This window comes from Pseudomonas sp. NPDC087342, assembly GCF_044744265.1.
Classification (GTDB): domain Bacteria; phylum Pseudomonadota; class Gammaproteobacteria; order Pseudomonadales; family Pseudomonadaceae; genus Aquipseudomonas; species Aquipseudomonas nunensis.
The window spans coordinates 38,500-55,200 of sequence record NZ_JBIUXZ010000016.1; the positions used below are offsets into that span (position 1 = coordinate 38,500).

The 16,701-nt window shown below is 60.7% G+C and carries 19 protein-coding genes; 8 read left to right on the forward strand and 11 right to left on the reverse strand.

Annotation, left to right across the window (positions count from 1 at the left end; all coding sequences use genetic code 11):
- Positions 1 to 21: 21 nt before the first annotated feature.
- From ACIOYV_RS24085 to ACIOYV_RS24105, 5 genes are read right to left on the reverse strand one after another with little or no spacing between them, the layout of a single operon-like run.
- Positions 22 to 861: an AraC family ligand binding domain-containing protein gene (locus ACIOYV_RS24085; RefSeq protein WP_401327628.1), complete on the reverse strand. Its 840-nt coding sequence runs from the start codon at positions 859 to 861 to the stop codon at positions 22 to 24.
- A gap of 4 nt (positions 862 to 865) precedes the next feature.
- Positions 866 to 1,864, reverse strand: a complete 999-nt coding sequence (locus ACIOYV_RS24090) for a hydrolase (protein ID WP_401327631.1) — start codon at positions 1,862 to 1,864, stop codon at positions 866 to 868.
- Between the two features lie 56 nt (positions 1,865 to 1,920).
- Positions 1,921 to 2,538 (reverse strand): 16S rRNA (guanine(966)-N(2))-methyltransferase RsmD, encoded by a 618-nt coding sequence (gene rsmD / locus ACIOYV_RS24095; RefSeq protein WP_054616936.1) that lies wholly within the window; start codon positions 2,536 to 2,538, stop codon positions 1,921 to 1,923.
- A complete protein-coding gene (locus tag ACIOYV_RS24100) occupies positions 2,538 to 4,028 on the reverse strand; it encodes a M16 family metallopeptidase (RefSeq protein ID WP_401327634.1) in 1,491 nt (496 codons plus the stop codon). The genes rsmD and ACIOYV_RS24100 overlap by 1 nt, the downstream gene beginning before the upstream one ends.
- Positions 4,021 to 5,376, reverse strand: coding sequence for a M16 family metallopeptidase (locus tag ACIOYV_RS24105; RefSeq protein ID WP_401327636.1), 1,356 nt, complete (start codon positions 5,374 to 5,376; stop codon positions 4,021 to 4,023). Before ACIOYV_RS24105 ends, ACIOYV_RS24100 begins: the two co-directional genes overlap by 8 nt.
- Positions 5,377 to 5,719: 343 nt before the next feature.
- On the opposite strand from ACIOYV_RS24105, the gene ftsY reads away from it, so the two are divergent.
- From ftsY to rpoH, 4 genes are all read left to right on the forward strand, one after another.
- Complete coding sequence (gene ftsY, locus ACIOYV_RS24110; RefSeq protein ID WP_401327639.1) at positions 5,720 to 7,237, forward strand: signal recognition particle-docking protein FtsY; 1,518 nt, start codon at positions 5,720 to 5,722, stop codon at positions 7,235 to 7,237.
- The gene (ftsE, locus tag ACIOYV_RS24115; protein WP_054044439.1) at positions 7,234 to 7,905 is read left to right on the forward strand and encodes a cell division ATP-binding protein FtsE; all 672 of its coding nucleotides are present in this window, start codon (positions 7,234 to 7,236) and stop codon (positions 7,903 to 7,905) included. Before ftsY ends, ftsE begins: the two co-directional genes overlap by 4 nt.
- A complete protein-coding gene (gene ftsX, locus ACIOYV_RS24120) occupies positions 7,902 to 8,924 on the forward strand; it encodes a permease-like cell division protein FtsX (RefSeq protein ID WP_213941693.1) in 1,023 nt (340 codons plus the stop codon). The genes ftsE and ftsX overlap by 4 nt, the downstream gene beginning before the upstream one ends.
- Positions 8,925 to 9,037: 113 nt before the next feature.
- Positions 9,038 to 9,892 carry an RNA polymerase sigma factor RpoH gene (gene rpoH / locus ACIOYV_RS24125; RefSeq protein WP_003176698.1) on the forward strand — a complete coding sequence of 285 codons (855 nt, stop codon included), beginning with the start codon at positions 9,038 to 9,040 and terminating at the stop codon, positions 9,890 to 9,892.
- Positions 9,893 to 10,077: 185 nt separating this feature from the next.
- Here the strand turns inward: rpoH and mtgA are convergent, their stop codons facing one another.
- Positions 10,078 to 10,800 (reverse strand): monofunctional biosynthetic peptidoglycan transglycosylase, encoded by a 723-nt coding sequence (gene mtgA, locus ACIOYV_RS24130; protein WP_054044435.1) that lies wholly within the window; start codon positions 10,798 to 10,800, stop codon positions 10,078 to 10,080.
- Between the two features lie 74 nt (positions 10,801 to 10,874).
- Between mtgA and ACIOYV_RS24135 the strand changes: the two genes are divergently transcribed.
- From ACIOYV_RS24135 to trmB, 4 genes are all read left to right on the forward strand, one after another.
- On the forward strand, positions 10,875 to 11,246 hold the full coding sequence (locus tag ACIOYV_RS24135) for a DUF423 domain-containing protein (protein ID WP_054044432.1): 372 nt from the start codon (positions 10,875 to 10,877) through the stop codon (positions 11,244 to 11,246).
- Positions 11,247 to 11,428: 182 nt separating this feature from the next.
- A complete protein-coding gene (gene thiS, locus ACIOYV_RS24140; RefSeq protein WP_054044430.1) occupies positions 11,429 to 11,629 on the forward strand; it encodes a sulfur carrier protein ThiS in 201 nt (66 codons plus the stop codon).
- A gap of 191 nt (positions 11,630 to 11,820) precedes the next feature.
- Entirely contained in the window at positions 11,821 to 12,615 is a 795-nt protein-coding gene (locus ACIOYV_RS24145) for a thiazole synthase (RefSeq protein ID WP_008068101.1), read from the forward strand.
- Between the two features lie 9 nt (positions 12,616 to 12,624).
- Complete coding sequence (gene trmB, locus ACIOYV_RS24150; RefSeq protein ID WP_401327645.1) at positions 12,625 to 13,350, forward strand: tRNA (guanosine(46)-N7)-methyltransferase TrmB; 726 nt, start codon at positions 12,625 to 12,627, stop codon at positions 13,348 to 13,350.
- 125 nt (positions 13,351 to 13,475) lie between these two features.
- Here the strand turns inward: trmB and ACIOYV_RS24155 are convergent, their stop codons facing one another.
- The 5 genes from ACIOYV_RS24155 to metW are packed head-to-tail and all read right to left on the reverse strand — an operon-like array spanning position 13,476 to position 16,698.
- Positions 13,476 to 13,799 carry a DUF3392 domain-containing protein gene (locus ACIOYV_RS24155; protein WP_150642306.1) on the reverse strand — a complete coding sequence of 108 codons (324 nt, stop codon included), beginning with the start codon at positions 13,797 to 13,799 and terminating at the stop codon, positions 13,476 to 13,478.
- 22 nt (positions 13,800 to 13,821) lie between these two features.
- On the reverse strand, positions 13,822 to 15,027 hold the full coding sequence (gene hemW / locus ACIOYV_RS24160; RefSeq protein WP_401327649.1) for a radical SAM family heme chaperone HemW: 1,206 nt from the start codon (positions 15,025 to 15,027) through the stop codon (positions 13,822 to 13,824).
- Complete coding sequence (gene rdgB, locus ACIOYV_RS24165; RefSeq protein ID WP_401327652.1) at positions 15,024 to 15,620, reverse strand: RdgB/HAM1 family non-canonical purine NTP pyrophosphatase; 597 nt, start codon at positions 15,618 to 15,620, stop codon at positions 15,024 to 15,026. The genes hemW and rdgB overlap by 4 nt, the downstream gene beginning before the upstream one ends.
- The gene (locus tag ACIOYV_RS24170; protein WP_290023421.1) at positions 15,617 to 16,051 is read right to left on the reverse strand and encodes a DUF4426 domain-containing protein; all 435 of its coding nucleotides are present in this window, start codon (positions 16,049 to 16,051) and stop codon (positions 15,617 to 15,619) included. The genes rdgB and ACIOYV_RS24170 overlap by 4 nt, the downstream gene beginning before the upstream one ends.
- A 26-nt stretch (positions 16,052 to 16,077) precedes the next feature.
- Positions 16,078 to 16,698 carry a methionine biosynthesis protein MetW gene (metW, locus tag ACIOYV_RS24175; RefSeq protein WP_054044417.1) on the reverse strand — a complete coding sequence of 207 codons (621 nt, stop codon included), beginning with the start codon at positions 16,696 to 16,698 and terminating at the stop codon, positions 16,078 to 16,080.
- Positions 16,699 to 16,701: the final 3 nt, after the last annotated feature.

The window sequence follows — 16,701 nt, forward strand, 5'->3', positions numbered from 1 at the left end:
TACATTGGGCCTGCGCCAGTCTTAATCTCTGAATACTGTTCGGGCACTGCGATACGCCCCCGGCCCCACCCCGTAAACCTGCTTGAACTGCCGGCTCAGATGACTCTGATCGGCAAACCCCAACTGCGTAGCAACCTCCAGCGGCAAACACCCACCCTGTAACAACGCCCGCGCTCGGGCGATACGTTGCTGCATCAGCCAGGTGTGCGGCGGCATGCCGGTGGCACGGCGGAATACGCGGGCGAAGTGGAAGGGCGACAAGTTCACCGCACTCGCCAGCTCTTCCAGCGAAGGCGGCGCCGCCAGTTGCGATTGCAGCAAGTCCTTGGCCAGGGTCACTGCCCGATGTTCCTTGCCGGGTTTTCCGGCAATCGGCACGGCGGCATGCCGTTGCAGCAGCGACAGCATCATTTCGCGCCAGGCCGTTTGCTGTTGCAGCGCCGTGGACGGGCTCTCCAACAAGCGGTGCAACTGACAAAAACCCTTCACCAGATCCGGATCGCGATACAGCGTGGCACCGAACGCCGGCAACTCGGTGGTCGGCAATTCCAGTTCGGCCAACAACGACAGAATCTGTCCGCTGTCCGGATAAAACGCCCGGTACAACCAGCCGTCCTCCGTGCCTTTATGGCCTGTGTGCAGTTCATCCGGGTTGATCAAGACCAGCGTGCCGCTGCCCGCCAGATGCTCGGCGCCGCGATAGCGATAACGCTGGGCGCCGGCCATGATCATGCCGATGACATAGCCGTCATGCACATGGGGCGCGAAGCGGTGTTCGATGTAGCGCGCGGATAACAGCTCGACTCCGGCCAGTGGTGCCGTTTGCCAGAAACGAATCGACTCGCCCTGATCGGTGTCCATGGTCTTACTCGCGACCTGCAGCGGTCAGCCACTGGGGAATGCGACGTTCCAGGTAGTAACTTGGTTGTCGGAACGATCCGTCGACAAATCCCACATGCCCGCCCTTGGCCTGCAATTCGAATTGAGTGCAAGCGGACAATTCATCGGCCAGCGGCAAGCTGTGAGGGAATACGAACGGATCGTCGGCCGCCTGAATGATCAGGGTCGGCGTGCGAATTTCCCCCAGGAAATAACGACTCGAGGCGCGGCGATAATAGTCCTCGGCGTCCACAAAACCGTTCAATGGCGCGGTGACCCGGCCATCGAAATCCCAGAAGGTGCGCATGTTTTCCAGAGAGCCCAGTGCAGCCAACGCGGCCAGGCCATCCTCGCGCCCGTCATGCTGGAATTGACGCTGCTTGTTCTTGATGTAGGCCACCATCTCGCGCATGAAATGCGCCTGATAGACCTTGGAAAATCCCTGGCCGATGCGATCGGCACACTGATCGAGGCGAAACGGTACCGACACCGCCACGGCACCAAGCACGCCGCTGTCACTGCCGGTTTCACCCAAATGCTTGAGCAGCACGTTGCCGCCCAATGAGTAACCCACCGCGTACAACGGCGCGAGCGGTCGTTTGGCTTTCAGGTGCTGGATGGCTTCGGCCAGGTCTTCACTGGCGCCGGAGTGGTAGCTGCGCGGCAACAGATTCGGTTCGCCCGAGCAACCGCGCCAGTTCAGCGCGACGCTGGCCCAACCTTGATCCCCGAGGACTTTTTGCAGACCCGCCACATAAGGCGAGTTCGACGAACCGGTCAGCCCGTGTAACACCAGCACCAACGGCGCCGTGGCGGTGTGCGGACCGTGCCAGTCGAGGTCGAGGAAGTCGCCATCCTCCAGCCAAAGACGTTCACGTTCACGTTCGATATGCGTGGTTTTGCGCCATAGCGGTCCCCACAAGGTTTGCAAGTGCGGGTTACTGAGCCCGAAGGCCGGGGTAAAGCGTTCTGGCGGATGGGGCACGATTGCTCTCGATGCAGCGGTGCGCAACCGGTGCGCACCTTTATCAGGCTAGTCGATTATTCAGCGATCTTCGCCGTACGCTGCCACAACGCGTAGTAAACCCGACCGGATTTCTGTTCCCGGTGCAGGCGCCAGTTACCCGGCAAACCCAATGCCGATGGGGCGTTTTCGCTTTCGGTATAGACCCAGGCGTCATCGGCCAGCCACTGACGCTCTTCGAGCAAGGCGCAAACGCCCGGCAACAGGTCCTGGTTGAACGGCGGGTCGAGGAACACCACGTCATACGCCGTCGCAGTCTGGGTTTCCAGGTAGCGCAAGGCATCGGCGGTCTGTACCTGGCCGGTGGTGCAACGCAGGGTACCGAGGTGTTCCTTGATGCTGGACACCGCGATGTTGCTCGCATCCAGCGCCTGGCCCATGGCGGCGCCACGGGACAGGGCTTCGAGGAACAGCGCGCCGCTGCCGGCAAACGGATCCAGCACCTTGGCCCCGGCGATGTACGGCGCGAGCCAGTTGAACAGGGTTTCACGCACCCGGTCCGGGGTCGGGCGCAGGCCCGGCGCGTCGGGGAAGCTCAGCTTTCGGCTGCCCCATTCACCGCCGATGATGCGCAGTTGGTTCACGCCGTTATGCACGTTGTGGACAGGTTTTTTAGGACGCGATGGACTGGCCATTAATGCTCCGGAACCCCGAGCGGCTGCTCGGTGGGTTTATCAGATGGGGCCGGTAACGGCTTTTGCGGCACGGTCGGGCCAGCGGTGACGATGACCATTTTGTCCGTGCTCAGGTGTTTGTTCAGTGCGGCTTTCACCTGCTCGACGGTCAGGCTCTGGGACTGCTGCATGAAGTCTTCAAGATAATTCAGCGGCAAGTTGTAGAAACCCATGGCGCCGAGCTGACCGACGATATCGGCGTTGCTGGCGGTGGACAGCGGGAAGCTGCCGGCCAGTTCACGCTTGGCGTCGTCGAGTTCTTTCTGGGTCGGGCCGGTTTTAAGGTAGTCGGCGAGCACGTCCTGCACCAGTTTCAGCGTGCCCTCGCTCATTTCGGCGCGGGTCTGCAGGTTGATCATGAACGGACCACGGGCCTGCATCGGGGTGAAGCCCGAATAGACGCCGTAGGCCAGGCCGCGCTTCTCGCGCACTTCGCTCATCAAGCGCGTGCCGAAGCCGCCGCCACCCAGGATCTGGTTGCCCAGGGACAGTGCTGCGTAGTCCGGGTCATCACGGTCGATGCCCAGTTGCGCGAGCATCAGGTTGGTCTGCTTGGACGGGAACTCGATGTGGCCGATGCTCGCCTGGGGCTCGACCGGTTGCGGGATTTTCGCCAGGGCCGGGCCTTTCGGCAGGGCGCTGGAGACTTGCGCGGCAATCGCCTCGGCCTCGGCGCGGGACAGGTCACCGACCAGTGCAATCACCACGTTGCCGGCGGCGTAGGCTTTCTCATGGAAAGCGCGCAACTGCGCCAGAGTGATCGCCGGAACGGTTTTCGCCGTGCCGTCGCTGGAGTTGGCGTAAGGATGATCGCCGTACAGACGTTTCATCAGCTCGAGCCCGGCCAGTTTGCCGGGGTTCTGCTTCTGGTATTCGAAACCGGCGAGCATCTGATTTTTGATTCGTACGAACGAGTCGGCGGGGAAGGTCGGCTTGCCGATCACTTCAGAGAACAGCTGCAAGGCCGGCTCGCGCTTGTCCGCGGCGCTCAAACTGCGCAGCGACGCGACCGCCATGTCCTTGTAAGCACCGTTGCCGAAGTCCGCGCCCAGGCCTTCGAAGCCTTGGGCGATAGCACCGACGTCCTTGCCGGCCACGCCTTCGTTGAGCATGGCGTTGGTCAGCAGCGCGAGACCGGGTGCGTTACCGTCCTGGCTGCTGCCGGCGGCGAAGATCAGGCGCATGTCGAACATCGGCAGCTCACGGGCTTCGACGAACAACACCTTGGCGCCTTCGGCGGTGGTCCAGCTCTGCACGTTCATGTTGCGGTGGCTCGGGGCCTTGCCGTCGAGTTCAGCCAGCGATTGCAGCTTCTGGCTGGACTTGGCTTTGTCGAGGGCTTCGCTGGCCGTGGAATCATTTGGGCGCAACAGGTAGACCGTCGCCGAACCGATCAACGCCACCAGGATCAGCCCGATCAGCGCCAGGCGTGGTTTTTTACGCTCACTCATGAGTCGTCTCCAGTGGAAGTACATGGGCGACGCTGAGCCGTTCGCGGGTGAAATACAGCTTGGCGGCTTTCTGGATGTCTTCGGGGGTGACGCTTTCCAGGTCGGCCAGTTCGGTGTCCATCAATTTCCACGACAGGCCGACGGTTTCCAGTTGGCCGATGGCGGTGGCCTGACTGGTGATCGAGTCACGCTCGTAGACCAGGCCGGCAATCACCTGAGCCCGCACGCGCTCCAGCTCTTCAGCCGAAGGCGCGGTGGTTTTCAGCTGCTCAAGCAACTTCCACAGACCGGCTTCGGCCTGGGCGATGGTTTTGTTCTTTTGCGTGTTCGGGCTGGCGGACAGGGTGAACAGGCTGTCGCCACGGGTGTAGGCGTCGTAGCTCGACGAACCGCCGGACACCAGCTCTTCGCCGCGCTCCAGTTGCGTCGGGATACGTCCGCTGTAACCGCCATCGAGCAGGGCCGAGATCAGGCGCAAGGCATTTACCGAGCGCTTGTCTTCGGCGGTGGCGATGCTCGGCACGTTGAAGGCCAGCATCAGGCTCGGCAACTGGGTCTGCACGTGGAGGGTGATCTGCCGTTCGCCGGGCTCGGCCAGTTCCAGCGGGATTTTCGCCGGTGGCACGTCGCGCTTGGCAATCGGGCCGAAGTAACGCTGGGCCAGGGCTTTGACTTCATCCGGGGTCACATCGCCGACCACCACCAGCGTGGCGTTGTTCGGCACGTACCAGGATTTGTACCAGTTGCGTAGTTCTTCGACCTTCATGCGGTCCAGGTCAGCCATCCAGCCGATGGTCGGCGTGTGATAGCCGCTGGCCGGGTAGGCCATGGCCTTGAAGCGTTCGTAGGCCTTGGACATCGGCTTGTCGTCGGTGCGCAGGCGACGTTCTTCCTTAATAACCTCGATCTCGCGGCTGAACTCGTCGGCCGGCAGTTTCAGGTTGGCCATGCGATCAGCTTCCAGTTCGAAAGCCACGCCCAGACGATCGCGGGCCAGAACCTGATAGTAAGCCGTGAAATCGTCGCTGGTGAATGCGTTCTCTTCGGCGCCAAGGTCGCGCAGGATCAGCGACGCTTCGCCAGGGCCGACTTTATCGCTGCCCTTGAACATCATGTGTTCCAAGGCATGCGACAGACCGGTCTGGCCTGGGGTCTCGTAGCTGGAACCAACCTTGTACCAGACCTGGGAAACCACCACCGGCGCACGATGGTCTTCGCGCACGACGACCTTCAAGCCGTTGTCGAGGGTGAATTCGTGGGTCGGTTGTGGATCGGCAGCCAGGGCCGAGAGGGGCAGACAAACTGTGCTGAGCAGCAGGCCTGCAGCGCGGCGGGCTAGAGCATTCATACGTTTTTAAACCTGTTGAGCTGCCCGCTTGTTCTTAGCGTCAGCGGGCGAGAGGGTGCTAGGATACTGATCCGTTTTACTGGCGGCCACGCCTGTGAGCCTTTTATCGGCGCGCAGGTTGTATGGGTTCTCGGCAGAAGCTTTGAGTTTGTCAGCTAGACTCTGCGTTTTCGCCGACGATGCCGGTCCAGTCCTTCGTATTAGTCGACCTTTGAGGTGCCGTTGGCACTTCGATAAATTGTTGCGCGTGAACAAGCTGGGTCAATCGCAGTCTGTTCTGCATCGAATATTTATTTGCCGGGGCGCCCTTTGGCGCGTCGCTACCGTGAGATAGCCGTCCTCCATGTTTGGTTCCAACGACGACAAGAAGACCCCAGCTGCGGCTGGCGAGAAGAAAAGCCTGTTCGGATGGCTGCGCAAAAAGCCGCAGGAACCCGTCGTCGAACAGCCACAGCCCACTCCTGAGCCCATTCCAGCGCCGGTAATAGAAGAAGAGCCGACGCCGATCGTTCTGCCGAGCGTAGAGCCGGTATTGCAACCGGTTGAGCTTGAGCCCGAGCCTCAAGTCGACGTCGCGGCCGAGTTGCCGCTCACGCCAGCCGCTGAGCCATGGCTGACATTGCCGGTGGCGGAAGAACCGGTGGCGTTGGTCGAAGACGAACAGGCGCCGCACGTTACTCCACCGATTCCAGCACCGATTGTGTTTACGCCTGAGCCGGTTCATGTGCCAGTGGTTGAGCCGGTCATCGTGGCCGAGCCTGCACCGGTGGTTCCAGAGCCTGTCGTGCCGGTATTCGTGGCGCCTGTTGCGCCGATTGTTCAGGCGCCAGGGCCTGCACCTGCACCTGCACCTGCACCTGCACCTGTCGTTGCTGCACCTGTCGCCATCATCGAAACCCCGGCCGAGCCGCCGCGTACCGAAGAAACCAAAGCCGGTTTCTTCGCCCGCCTCAAGCAAGGTCTGTCCAAAACCAGCGCCAGCATCGGCGAAGGCATGGCCAGCCTGTTTCTCGGCAAGAAGATCATCGATGACGAACTGCTTGAAGACATCGAAACGCGCCTGCTGACCGCCGACGTTGGCGTAGAGGCGACATCGGTGATCATTCAGCGCCTGACCCAGAAAGTTGCGCGCAAAGAATTGGCCGATGCCGACGCGCTGTACAAATCCTTGCAGGCGGAGCTGGCAGCAATGCTCAAGCCCGTCGAGCAACCCCTGAAAATCCACTCGCAGAACAAGCCGTTCGTGATTCTGGTGGTCGGCGTCAACGGTGCCGGCAAAACCACCACCATCGGCAAACTGGCGAAGAAGCTGCAACTGGAAGGCAAGAAAGTCATGCTCGCCGCCGGTGACACCTTCCGCGCCGCTGCGGTGGAGCAATTGCAGGTCTGGGGTGAGCGCAACAAGATCCCGGTGATCGCCCAGCACACCGGTGCCGACTCGGCTTCGGTTATCTTCGATGCCGTGCAAGCCGCCAAGGCCCGTGGCATTGATGTGCTGATCGCCGACACCGCCGGTCGTCTGCACACCAAAGACAACCTGATGGAAGAACTGAAAAAGGTTCGCCGGGTCATCAGCAAACTGGACGACGACGCGCCGCACGAAGTGCTGTTGGTACTCGACGCCGGTACTGGCCAGAACGCGATCAGCCAGGCCAAGCAGTTCAACCAGACCGTGCAGTTGACGGGCCTGGCGCTGACCAAACTCGACGGCACCGCCAAGGGCGGGGTGATTTTCGCCCTGGCCAAGCAGTTTGGCTTGCCCATCCGCTACATCGGCGTCGGTGAAGGCATCGATGACTTGCGTACCTTTGAAGCAGAACCCTTTGTCCAGGCATTGTTTGCCGAGCGGGAGCGTTCATGATTCGTTTCGAACAGGTCGGTAAACGCTACCCGAACGGCCACGTCGGCTTGCATGAGCTGAGCTTTCGAGTCCGTCGGGGCGAATTCTTGTTTGTCACCGGCCATTCCGGCGCCGGTAAAAGCACACTATTGCGCCTGTTGCTGGCCATGGAACGTCCGACCACCGGCAAATTGCTGCTGGCCGGGCAGGACCTGGGCACCATCAGCAACGCACAGATTCCTTATCTGCGGCGGCAGATCGGCGTGGTGTTCCAGAATCACCAGTTGCTGTTCGATCGCACGGTGTTCAACAACGTCGCGCTGCCGTTGCAGATCCTCGGCCTGTCCAAGCCCGAGATCGCCAAGCGGGTGGATTCGGCCTTGGAGCGCGTGGCGCTCTCGGACAAGACCGATCTGTACCCCGGCGACCTGTCCACCGGTCAGCAACAGCGCGTCGGTATTGCCCGCGCCATCGTGCACCGTCCGGCCTTGCTGCTGGCGGACGAACCGACCGGTAACCTCGACCCGCGCCTGGCGGCAGAGATCATGGGCGTGTTCGAAGACATCAACCGTCTGGGCACCAGCGTGCTTATCGCGAGTCACGACCTGGCCCTGATCGCCCGCATGCGCCACCGCATGCTGACCTTGCAACGCGGCCGCTTGATCGGCGACGGGGAGGCCGGCGTATGAGTGCGACTCGCAGCCCCAAGGTTTCCGAGCGTGTAGCCCCGAAAGCTGCCGACCCGCAACCGCAAAAGAAAAAACGCGACGATGACGACGGCCCGGACTTCGCCACGCTGCTGCGCGCCTGGATCGAAAGCCATCGCGCCAGCCTGCTGGACAGCTTGCGCCGGTTGGGCAAACAGCCGATCGGCAGCTTCTTCACCTGCATGGTGATGGCGGTGGCCCTGAGTTTGCCCATGGGGCTGTCACTTTTGCTGAATAACGTCGAGCGGCTGGGCGGTTCCTGGCAGCGTGCGGCGCAGATTTCCCTTTATCTGGAACTCAACGCCAGTCCGGAACAGGGCGAGTCGTTGCGCGAGCAGATCAAAGGCATGCCCGGCGTTGCTGATGCTGAATATGTCGGCCGCGATCAGGCGCTGGAAGAGTTCCAGCAGCAGTCCGGTCTGGGCGAGGCGCTCAAGGAGCTGCCGGAAAACCCGCTGCCGGGCGTGGTCCTGGTGACGCCGAACGAGGTCGACAAGCCCACGCTTGAAGCATTACGACAAAAACTTTCCGAGCTGCCGAAGGTACAACAGGCACAACTTGATCTAGTCTGGGTCGAGCGTCTGGCTGCCATCCTCAAGCTGGGCGACCGGTTTGTCTTCGGTCTGACCGTGCTTTTGGTGTCTGCATTACTTTTGGTGATAGGCAATACCATTCGTCTTCATATTGAAAACCGCCGCACAGAGATAGAAGTGATTAAACTCGTCGGCGGCACGGACAGCTACGTACGCAGGCCCTTTCTGTATATGGGCGCGCTATATGGCTTCGGTGCGGGGATTCTGTCCTGGGGCGTCTTGGCGTTCGGCCTGAACTGGCTGAACGACGCAGTGGTTGGTTTGGCCGGCTTGTACGGCAGTAATTTTGCGCTGGCCGGAGTGCCAGTTGCCGATGGTCTGTCGCTCTTGCTTGGCGCGGTGCTGTTGGGTTATATCGGTGCATGGATTGCAGTCGCACGTCATCTCAGGGAGTTGGCGCCGAAGTAGTATCTTTTTGCGCGTATTGACCTTTCGGTTTTTATGGGAACTTGTCCTTTGGTTTCCGGTCAATTTTCGCAGTGCTGAACTGCACGAGTTATGTAAGTCGGAGGTTTTTTCGTATGACCACTTCTTTGCAACCTGCTTATGCTCTGGTCCCAGGCGCAAACCTGGAGGCCTATGTGCACACGGTGAACAGCATTCCATTGCTGACGCCGGAGCAGGAGCGTGAACTGGCCGAGAGTCTCTATTATGAGCAGGATTTGGGGGCGGCTCGGCAGATGGTGCTCGCCCACCTGCGTTTTGTCGTACACATTGCCCGTAGCTATTCCGGCTACGGCCTGGCTCAGGCTGACCTGATCCAGGAAGGTAACGTCGGCCTGATGAAGGCTGTTAAGCGTTTCAACCCGGAAATGGGTGTGCGCCTGGTTTCGTTCGCTGTGCACTGGATCAAGGCGGAAATTCACGAGTTCATCCTGCGCAACTGGCGCATTGTGAAAGTCGCGACCACCAAGGCTCAGCGTAAGCTGTTCTTCAACCTGCGCAGCCAGAAGAAACGTCTGGCGTGGCTGAACAACGAGGAAGTCCACCGTGTGGCGGAAAGCCTCGGCGTAGAGCCGCGGGAAGTGCGCGAGATGGAAAGTCGCCTGACCGGCCATGACATGGCCTTCGACCCGGCCGCAGAGGCTGACGACGACAGCGCTTTCCAATCGCCGGCCAACTATCTGGAAGACCACCGGTACGACCCGGCCCGTCAACTGGAAGATGCCGACTGGAGCGACAACTCCAACCACAACCTGCACGAAGCGCTGGAAGTGCTGGACGACCGCAGCCGTGACATCCTCTACCAGCGCTGGCTGGCAGAAGAAAAAGCTACGCTGCACGACCTGGCGCAGAAGTACAACGTGTCGGCCGAGCGTATTCGTCAGCTTGAGAAGAGCGCGATGAACAAGCTCAAGTTGTCGATCGCCGCCTAACCGGCGAACCGCCAATAAAAAACGCCCCGATCAGTGATGATCGGGGCGTTTTTGTTGGTGCCGTTCAACCGAACCCCTGTGTAGGAGCGAGGCTTGCCCGCGAAGGCGTCGTAACAGCCGCCATCATCATCGACTGAGATGACGCCTTCGCGGGCAAGCCTCGCTCCTACAGAGATCGCGTCAAATCATTGAGCCCAAGGCGCACGCCGCGAATCATTGAGCCCCACCAGATAGCTGTCGCCACCCAACTGACTCATCTGCTGACGAATCCACCCGGCCCGCCGCGCGACATAGTTGGTCGGATGACTGGCGCTCCAAACCCTTGGATTGGGCAACACTGCCGCCAACAAACTCGATTGCTGACGGCTAAGACCTTTAGCGCTCACACCAAAATGATGCCTAGCCGCCGCTTCAGCGCCAAACACTCCGTCATCCCATTCAACGCTGTTCAGGTACACCTCAAGAATCCGCTGCTTGGGCCACAACACTTCGATCAACCCGGTAAACCAGGCTTCCAGGCCTTTGCGCAGCCAGCTGCGGCCGGACCACAAAAACAGATTCTTCGACACCTGCTGGCTCAACGTACTGGCGCCGCGAATCGTGCCGCCGCGTTCGTTATGGGCAAACGCCGCTTGAATCGCGCCGAAATCAAAACCCCAGTGCTCAGAAAACTTCTGGTCTTCGCCAGCGATCACCGCGACTTTCAGGTCGTCGGAGATTTCATCCCAGGGTTTCCAGGTGCGTTGCAGATCGATGGGCTCGCCATCGAACCAGGATTCGACCTTGCGCTCGACCATCAGCGCCGTGCCCGGTGGCGGCACTACGCGAAAAATCAGAACCAGCAACACGCTGCCGCCCGCGAACCAGAGCAGGGCCTTCGTGAATCGTCGCAAAATTAAACGCAGCATAGAGATGGCTTGGCCGAACCCGTTGAGCGGGCCATTATACAGACCCTGTTGATCGAGTCTGACTGGAGTTCTTCATGCTGCGTGGCTTTCTGATGCTGGCCGCTTTCTTCGGCTTCACCGGCGTTGCCCTTGGCGCGTTCGCCGCCCACGGCTTGAAAAACCGTCTGACGCCGGAATACCTGGCGATTTTCCACACTGGCGTCACCTACCAATTGGTGCACACCCTGGCGCTGCTGGGCGTGGCGCTGCTGGCAACGCAGATTCCGGGTCGCTTGATCACCTGGGCCGGCGCGTCCTTTGCTATTGGCATCCTGCTGTTTTCCGGCAGTTTGTATCTGCTGACGATCACTGGCGTGAGCAAGCTCGGCATCATCACGCCCTTCGGCGGCCTGGCATTTCTTATCGGCTGGTTCTGCCTGGGCCTCGCCGCCTGGCGGTTAAGCTGACCCTGTAGGAGCGAGGCTTGCCCGCGAAGACGTAGTGTCAGTTGATGAAGAGGGTGCCTGACACCACGCCTTCGCGGGCAAGCCTCGCTCCTACAGAGATCGTGTTTCAAGACGAATGGCTTGGGTCAGTCTGACCGATCGGGCTAGAATGCCTGCCCCTAAAAATGATGGCGGCTTCTTGCATGCGCATTCAGTTGAACGGCGAATCCCTTGAACTGCCCGACGGTGAAACCGTTGCGGCCCTGCTGACCCGTCTGGATCTGACCGGACGCCGGGTGGCGGTCGAACTCAATCTGGATATCGTCCCGCGCAGCCAGCATGCCGACACCACGCTGAACGACGGCGACAGTGTCGAAGTGGTGCACGCCATCGGCGGCGGCTAGTCGCCAAACACTGTGAAAACTGCTCCGCTCGGAAATACTGAGTTAAAAACAGGCTCGGAATGCTCATTTACAACCCGTAAACTCCGCTTCCTCGCCTGTTTTTGCCTTGTCTTTCCTTCGCTCGCGACGTTTTCACAGCGTTTGGTTAATAAGGAATTCTGCAAGAACCTCACCCCTACAGAGGATTTCCCATGAGCATCGTTCGTAGCGACAAGCCCTTCGTCCTGGCCGGTCGTACTTACCAGTCGCGTTTGCTGGTTGGTACCGGCAAGTACCGCGACATGGAAGAAACCCGCCTGGCCATCGAAGCCTCGGGTGCCGAGATCGTCACCTTCGCCGTGCGCCGCACCAACCTGGGCCAGAACCCGGGCGAACCGAACCTGCTCGAAGTCCTGTCGCCGGATCGCTACACCTTCCTGCCGAACACCGCCGGTTGCTTCGACGCTACCGAAGCCGTGCGCACCTGCCGACTGGCCCGCGAGCTGCTCGGCGGCCACAACCTGGTGAAGCTGGAAGTGCTGGCGGACCAGAAAACCCTGTTCCCCAACGTGATCGAAACCCTCAAGGCCGCCGAAGTGCTGGTCAAGGAAGGCTTCGACGTGATGGTCTACACCAGCGATGACCCGATCATCGCCCGTCAACTGGCGGAAATCGGCGTGATCGCCGTGATGCCGCTGGCCGGTCTGATCGGCACGGGCCTGGGGATCTGCAACCCGTACAACCTGCAGATCATCCTTGAAGAAGCCAAAATTCCAGTGTTGGTGGATGCCGGTGTCGGCACCGCCTCCGACGCCACCATCGCCATGGAACTGGGTTGTGAAGCAGTGCTGATGAACTCGGCCATCGCCCATGCCCAGCAGCCAATCATGATGGCGGAAGCCATGAAACATGCGATCGTTGCAGGTCGCCTGGCCTACCTCGCCGGCCGCATGCCGAAAAAACTCTATGCCAGCGCTTCCTCGCCGCTGGATGGTCTGATCAAGTAAGAGCCATTGATGACTGAATCGAACGAAACGCCTATCCAGCCGGAAGAAGGCGAAGAGCGCCAACACCGCCGCATCAAGAGTTTCGTGATGCGCGCCGGGCGCATGACCGAAGGCCAGCAAAAAGGCCTGGAGCAGGGCACGCCGCTGTTCGTCCTGCCGCTGGCCGACGCGCCGGTGGACTTCGACCAGGTGTTCGGCCGCTCGGCGCCGCGTTCGCTGGAAATCGGCTTCGGCATGGGCCATTCGCTGCTGGAAATGGCTGCTGCCTCGCCGGAGCAGGATTTCATCGGTGTGGAAGTTCACCGTCCGGGTGTCGGCGCGCTGCTCAATGGTGTGCTGACTCAGGGCCTGACCAACTTGCGGGTCTACGATTGCGACGCGATCGAAGTGCTCAATAATTGCATCGCCGACAACAGCCTCGATCGCCTGATGCTGTTCTTCCCGGATCCGTGGCACAAGAGCCGTCACCACAAGCGCCGTATCGTTCAGGCGTCGTTCGCTGAACTGGTGCGCAGCAAGTTGAAGGTCGGCGGCATTCTGCACATGGCCACCGACTGGGAACCGTATGCCGAGTACATGCTGGAAGTGATGAGCGTCGCGCCGGGCTACCGCAACCTCGCCGAAGACGGCAAATGCGTGCCACGCCCGACCGAACGCCCGATCACCAAGTTCGAACGCCGTGGCGAACGACTTGGGCATGGCGTGTGGGACCTGAAGTTCGAAAAACTGTCCTGAGCGACCTGAAACCTGTAGGAGCGAGGCTTGCCCGCGAAGGCGCCGTATCAGTCACCATCATCACTGACTGACACGACGCCTTCGCGGGCAAGCCTCGCTCCTAAGGGTTTTTTTGTGCGTGAGATTCAGCGGCGGTCTGCGACGACGCCGATCAGCACCAGCACCACCAACAAAACCGGCGCCAGGCTGTAGTTGTTGAACTGGCTCAGGCCTTTGATGATCCACGGCGTGGCGTAGATCAGTGCGACGCCGCTGCCGACCATGCACAGCAGGGCCATCAGCGGGACGCGCAAGGCGCCGGCGATGCCGCCCAGGCGTTGTTCGACCCAGCCTTTGATGTCCGCGCCGAACAGCACCAGCAGGCAGCCCACCAGCGCCAGCGAGATTTCCGACAGGTTGCTGCGGCTCCAGCGGGACACGGTGGCGAGCAGGTCGAGGATCAAATCCATTGGTTTTCCCTTAAGGCTGAAATCAGCTCAGAAATGTCTGCAGCAAGTCATTGAGAAACAGTTGTCCGCGCTCGGTGGCCGCAAGACGTGACGGTTCGACCTGCAACAGGCCGCTTTGTTCGGCTTCCCGGCGACCTTCGGCGAGGCTTTCCAGGGGCAGGCCGGTGCGTTCCGGATACAGGCGCGATTCCACGCCTTCGGTCAGGCGCAGGGCGTTCATCAGGAAGTCGAACGGCAACTCGTCATTGGTCAGCGCCTTCTCGCCAGCCTTGAAGCTTTTGGCCGGGTTGAGGTAATCCTTGGGCAAACGCGTCTTCCAGGTGCGGACGATGCGCCCGTCCGGGTGGCTGAGCTTGCCGTGGGCGCCGGCACCGATGCCGATGAAGTCACCGAAACTCCAATAGTTGAGGTTATGCCGCGCCGGGCGACCGGGCTGGGCATAGGCCGAAACTTCGTATTGCGCGTAACCGTGCTCGGCCAGCAGCGCTTGCCCGGCTTCCTGAATGTCCCACAACGTGTCGTCTTCCGGCAGCGTCGGCGGCTGGTTCCAGAACACCGTGTTCGGCTCCAGGGTCAGCTGATACCAAGACAAGTGAGTCGGCTTCAGGGCGATGGCCTGGCGCAGGTCGCTCAGCGCATCGTCCAGGGATTGATCGGGCAAACCGTGCATGAGGTCCAGGTTGAAGTTGTCGAACCCGGCCTGACGGGCCATGCCCGCGGCGCGCATCGCTTCGTCGCCGTTGTGAATCCGTCCCAGGGCCTTGAGTTTCTCTTCCTGAAAGCTCTGGATGCCGATCGACAGGCGATTGATGCCCAGCGCACGGTAGGCGACGAACTTCTCTTGTTCGAAGGTTCCGGGATTGGCTTCCAGGGTGATTTCGATGTCGCTGGCAAACGGAATCCGCTGTTCGACACCTTTGAGCAAGCGGCCCAGGGCCTCGGCGCTGAACAGGCTCGGCGTGCCGCCACCGAAGAAGATCGAGCTCAGCTCACGGCCGTAGACCGCGTGCAAATCCTGATCGAGGTCGGCCAGCAGCGCGTCGACGTACTCTTCTTCCGGCAGCACCGGGCTGGCGGTGTGGGAGTTGAAGTCGCAATAAGGGCATTTGCGCACACACCACGGGATGTGGATGTACAGCGCCAGGGGCGGCAGCGTAGGCAGCGCGGCCCGAGGCGATTGTGCGGCGCCACCGAAGATCAGTGGCGACGCGGATGAGTCGTGGGTCATATCAAGCCTAGACGCTGGCGCAGCAGATCCATTGCACGGGCGCGGTGGCTGATGAGGTTCTTTTCGCTTGGGCTCAACTCGGCGCTGGAGCAATCGCGAGACGGCACCCAGAACAGCGGGTCGTAGCCAAAACCGTGTTCACCGCTGGCCGCCGGCAGAATGCGCCCGTGCCACAGACCTTCGCACAGGATCGGCAACGGATCGTCGGCGTGCCGCACCAGCGCCAGGACGCAAACGAACTGCGCGCCACGCTCGGCTTCAGGCACGTCTTTCATAGCGTCGAGCAGCTTGGCGTTGTTCGCTGCATCGCCCTTGCCGTCGGCATAACGAGCGGAGTAAATCCCCGGCGCACCACCAAGGAAGTCCACCGCCAGCCCCGAATCGTCGGCCAGTGCCGGCAGACCGGAGATACGCGCGGCATTGCGGGCCTTGAGGATGGCGTTTTCGACGAACGACAGGCCGGTTTCTTCAGGCTCGATGCTGCTGAACTCGCCGATCGAGCGCAGTTGCACCGATGCGCCGAGCATGGCCTGGAGTTCCTTGAGTTTGCCGGCGTTATGGCTGGCCAGTACGAGTTGCGTGAAGTTCATCATTCGCCGGGGAAAAGCTCTTGGTTGAAGTTGATGGTGTTGATTTTGTCGCCGTTCTGCACCTTGATTTCAAAGGTGCGGACTTCCTGCTGTTCAACCGGATATTGCGCGATGTAATAGACCGCGCCTTGTTCGGTGATCTGTTTGAATTTCAGTGGCACGCTTTGGCTGGTGAGGTCTTTGATCGTGCCGTTGACCTGGGCGATCAGCGGCTTGCCGTCCTTGATCACCGAGACGTTGATCACGCCTTGGTTCTTGCTGCGCACCAGCTCCGCCGCTTTGGCGATGTCCGGTGTCAGGAACGTGGAGTTGAAGGTGTTGTAATGCACCGTCACGTCGCCAAAGGTTTCCTGGCGCTCGCCCTTGATGACGTCGGCGGCCATGGCAGTGACGCTCAGGCAGGCAGTAAGTAGAAACAGCGCTAGACGACCCATGATCGTTCTCCTTGAAATGGCGTGGTTCAGACCGCGACCTTGTGATCTTGCAGCCCTGGGCTGCTGACGCGGTAGATACCGATCTCACCTAATAGATTAGGCCATAGCTTACTGGCCCACCCGTGTCGGTGCTGTTGATCCACGGCAAGCCGATCAATGACCTTCGCTTCACGTTCGCGGCACAACTCTTCAAAGTCGCCGAAAGTGCAGAAGTGGATGTTCGGCGTGTTGTACCAGGTGTACGGCAGGAACTCGGACACCGGCATCCGCCCCTTGCTCGCCAGGTACCAGCGGCAGCGCCAGTGACCGAAATTGGGGAACGTGATGATGCACTGGCGACCGACCCGCAGCATTTCGTCGAGGATCCTGTCCGGGTAATGCACGGCTTGCAGGGCCTGGGTCATGACCACAATGTCGAAACTGTTGCTGGCAAAGTTGCCGAGGCCCTTGTCCAGGTCCTGCTCGATCACGTTGATGCCCTTGGCCACGCACTCGGCGATGTTGTCCGCGTCGTTTTCCAGGCCATAGCCGGTGACTTGCTTGTTGTCCCGCAGCCAGGTCAGCAGTTCGCCGTCGCCGCAACCGAGGTCGAGCACGCGGCTACCGGCGGGAATCCATTCCTGGATGATTTCCAGATCAGCTCTCATGGC

Excerpts from the sequence above, each read along its gene's own strand:
- ACIOYV_RS24085 (WP_401327628.1), bottom strand. The coding sequence starts at position 861 with ATGGACACCGATCAGGGCGAGTCGATTCGTTTCTGGCAAACGGCACCA.
- rsmD (WP_054616936.1), bottom strand. The coding sequence starts at position 2,538 with ATGGCCAGTCCATCGCGTCCTAAAAAACCTGTCCACAACGTGCATAAC.
- ACIOYV_RS24100 (WP_401327634.1), bottom strand. The coding sequence starts at position 4,028 with ATGAGTGAGCGTAAAAAACCACGCCTGGCGCTGATCGGGCTGATCCTG.
- ACIOYV_RS24105 (WP_401327636.1), bottom strand. The coding sequence starts at position 5,376 with ATGAATGCTCTAGCCCGCCGCGCTGCAGGCCTGCTGCTCAGCACAGTT.
- ftsY (WP_401327639.1), top strand. The coding sequence starts at position 5,720 with ATGTTTGGTTCCAACGACGACAAGAAGACCCCAGCTGCGGCTGGCGAG.
- ftsE (WP_054044439.1), top strand. The coding sequence starts at position 7,234 with ATGATTCGTTTCGAACAGGTCGGTAAACGCTACCCGAACGGCCACGTC.
- ftsX (WP_213941693.1), top strand. The coding sequence starts at position 7,902 with ATGAGTGCGACTCGCAGCCCCAAGGTTTCCGAGCGTGTAGCCCCGAAA.
- rpoH (WP_003176698.1), top strand. The coding sequence starts at position 9,038 with ATGACCACTTCTTTGCAACCTGCTTATGCTCTGGTCCCAGGCGCAAAC.
- mtgA (WP_054044435.1), bottom strand. The coding sequence starts at position 10,800 with ATGCTGCGTTTAATTTTGCGACGATTCACGAAGGCCCTGCTCTGGTTC.
- ACIOYV_RS24135 (WP_054044432.1), top strand. The coding sequence starts at position 10,875 with ATGCTGCGTGGCTTTCTGATGCTGGCCGCTTTCTTCGGCTTCACCGGC.
- thiS (WP_054044430.1), top strand. The coding sequence starts at position 11,429 with ATGCGCATTCAGTTGAACGGCGAATCCCTTGAACTGCCCGACGGTGAA.
- ACIOYV_RS24145 (WP_008068101.1), top strand. The coding sequence starts at position 11,821 with ATGAGCATCGTTCGTAGCGACAAGCCCTTCGTCCTGGCCGGTCGTACT.
- trmB (WP_401327645.1), top strand. The coding sequence starts at position 12,625 with ATGACTGAATCGAACGAAACGCCTATCCAGCCGGAAGAAGGCGAAGAG.
- ACIOYV_RS24155 (WP_150642306.1), bottom strand. The coding sequence starts at position 13,799 with ATGGATTTGATCCTCGACCTGCTCGCCACCGTGTCCCGCTGGAGCCGC.
- hemW (WP_401327649.1), bottom strand. The coding sequence starts at position 15,027 with ATGACCCACGACTCATCCGCGTCGCCACTGATCTTCGGTGGCGCCGCA.
- rdgB (WP_401327652.1), bottom strand. The coding sequence starts at position 15,620 with ATGATGAACTTCACGCAACTCGTACTGGCCAGCCATAACGCCGGCAAA.
- ACIOYV_RS24170 (WP_290023421.1), bottom strand. The coding sequence starts at position 16,051 with ATGGGTCGTCTAGCGCTGTTTCTACTTACTGCCTGCCTGAGCGTCACT.
- metW (WP_054044417.1), bottom strand. The coding sequence starts at position 16,698 with ATGAGAGCTGATCTGGAAATCATCCAGGAATGGATTCCCGCCGGTAGC.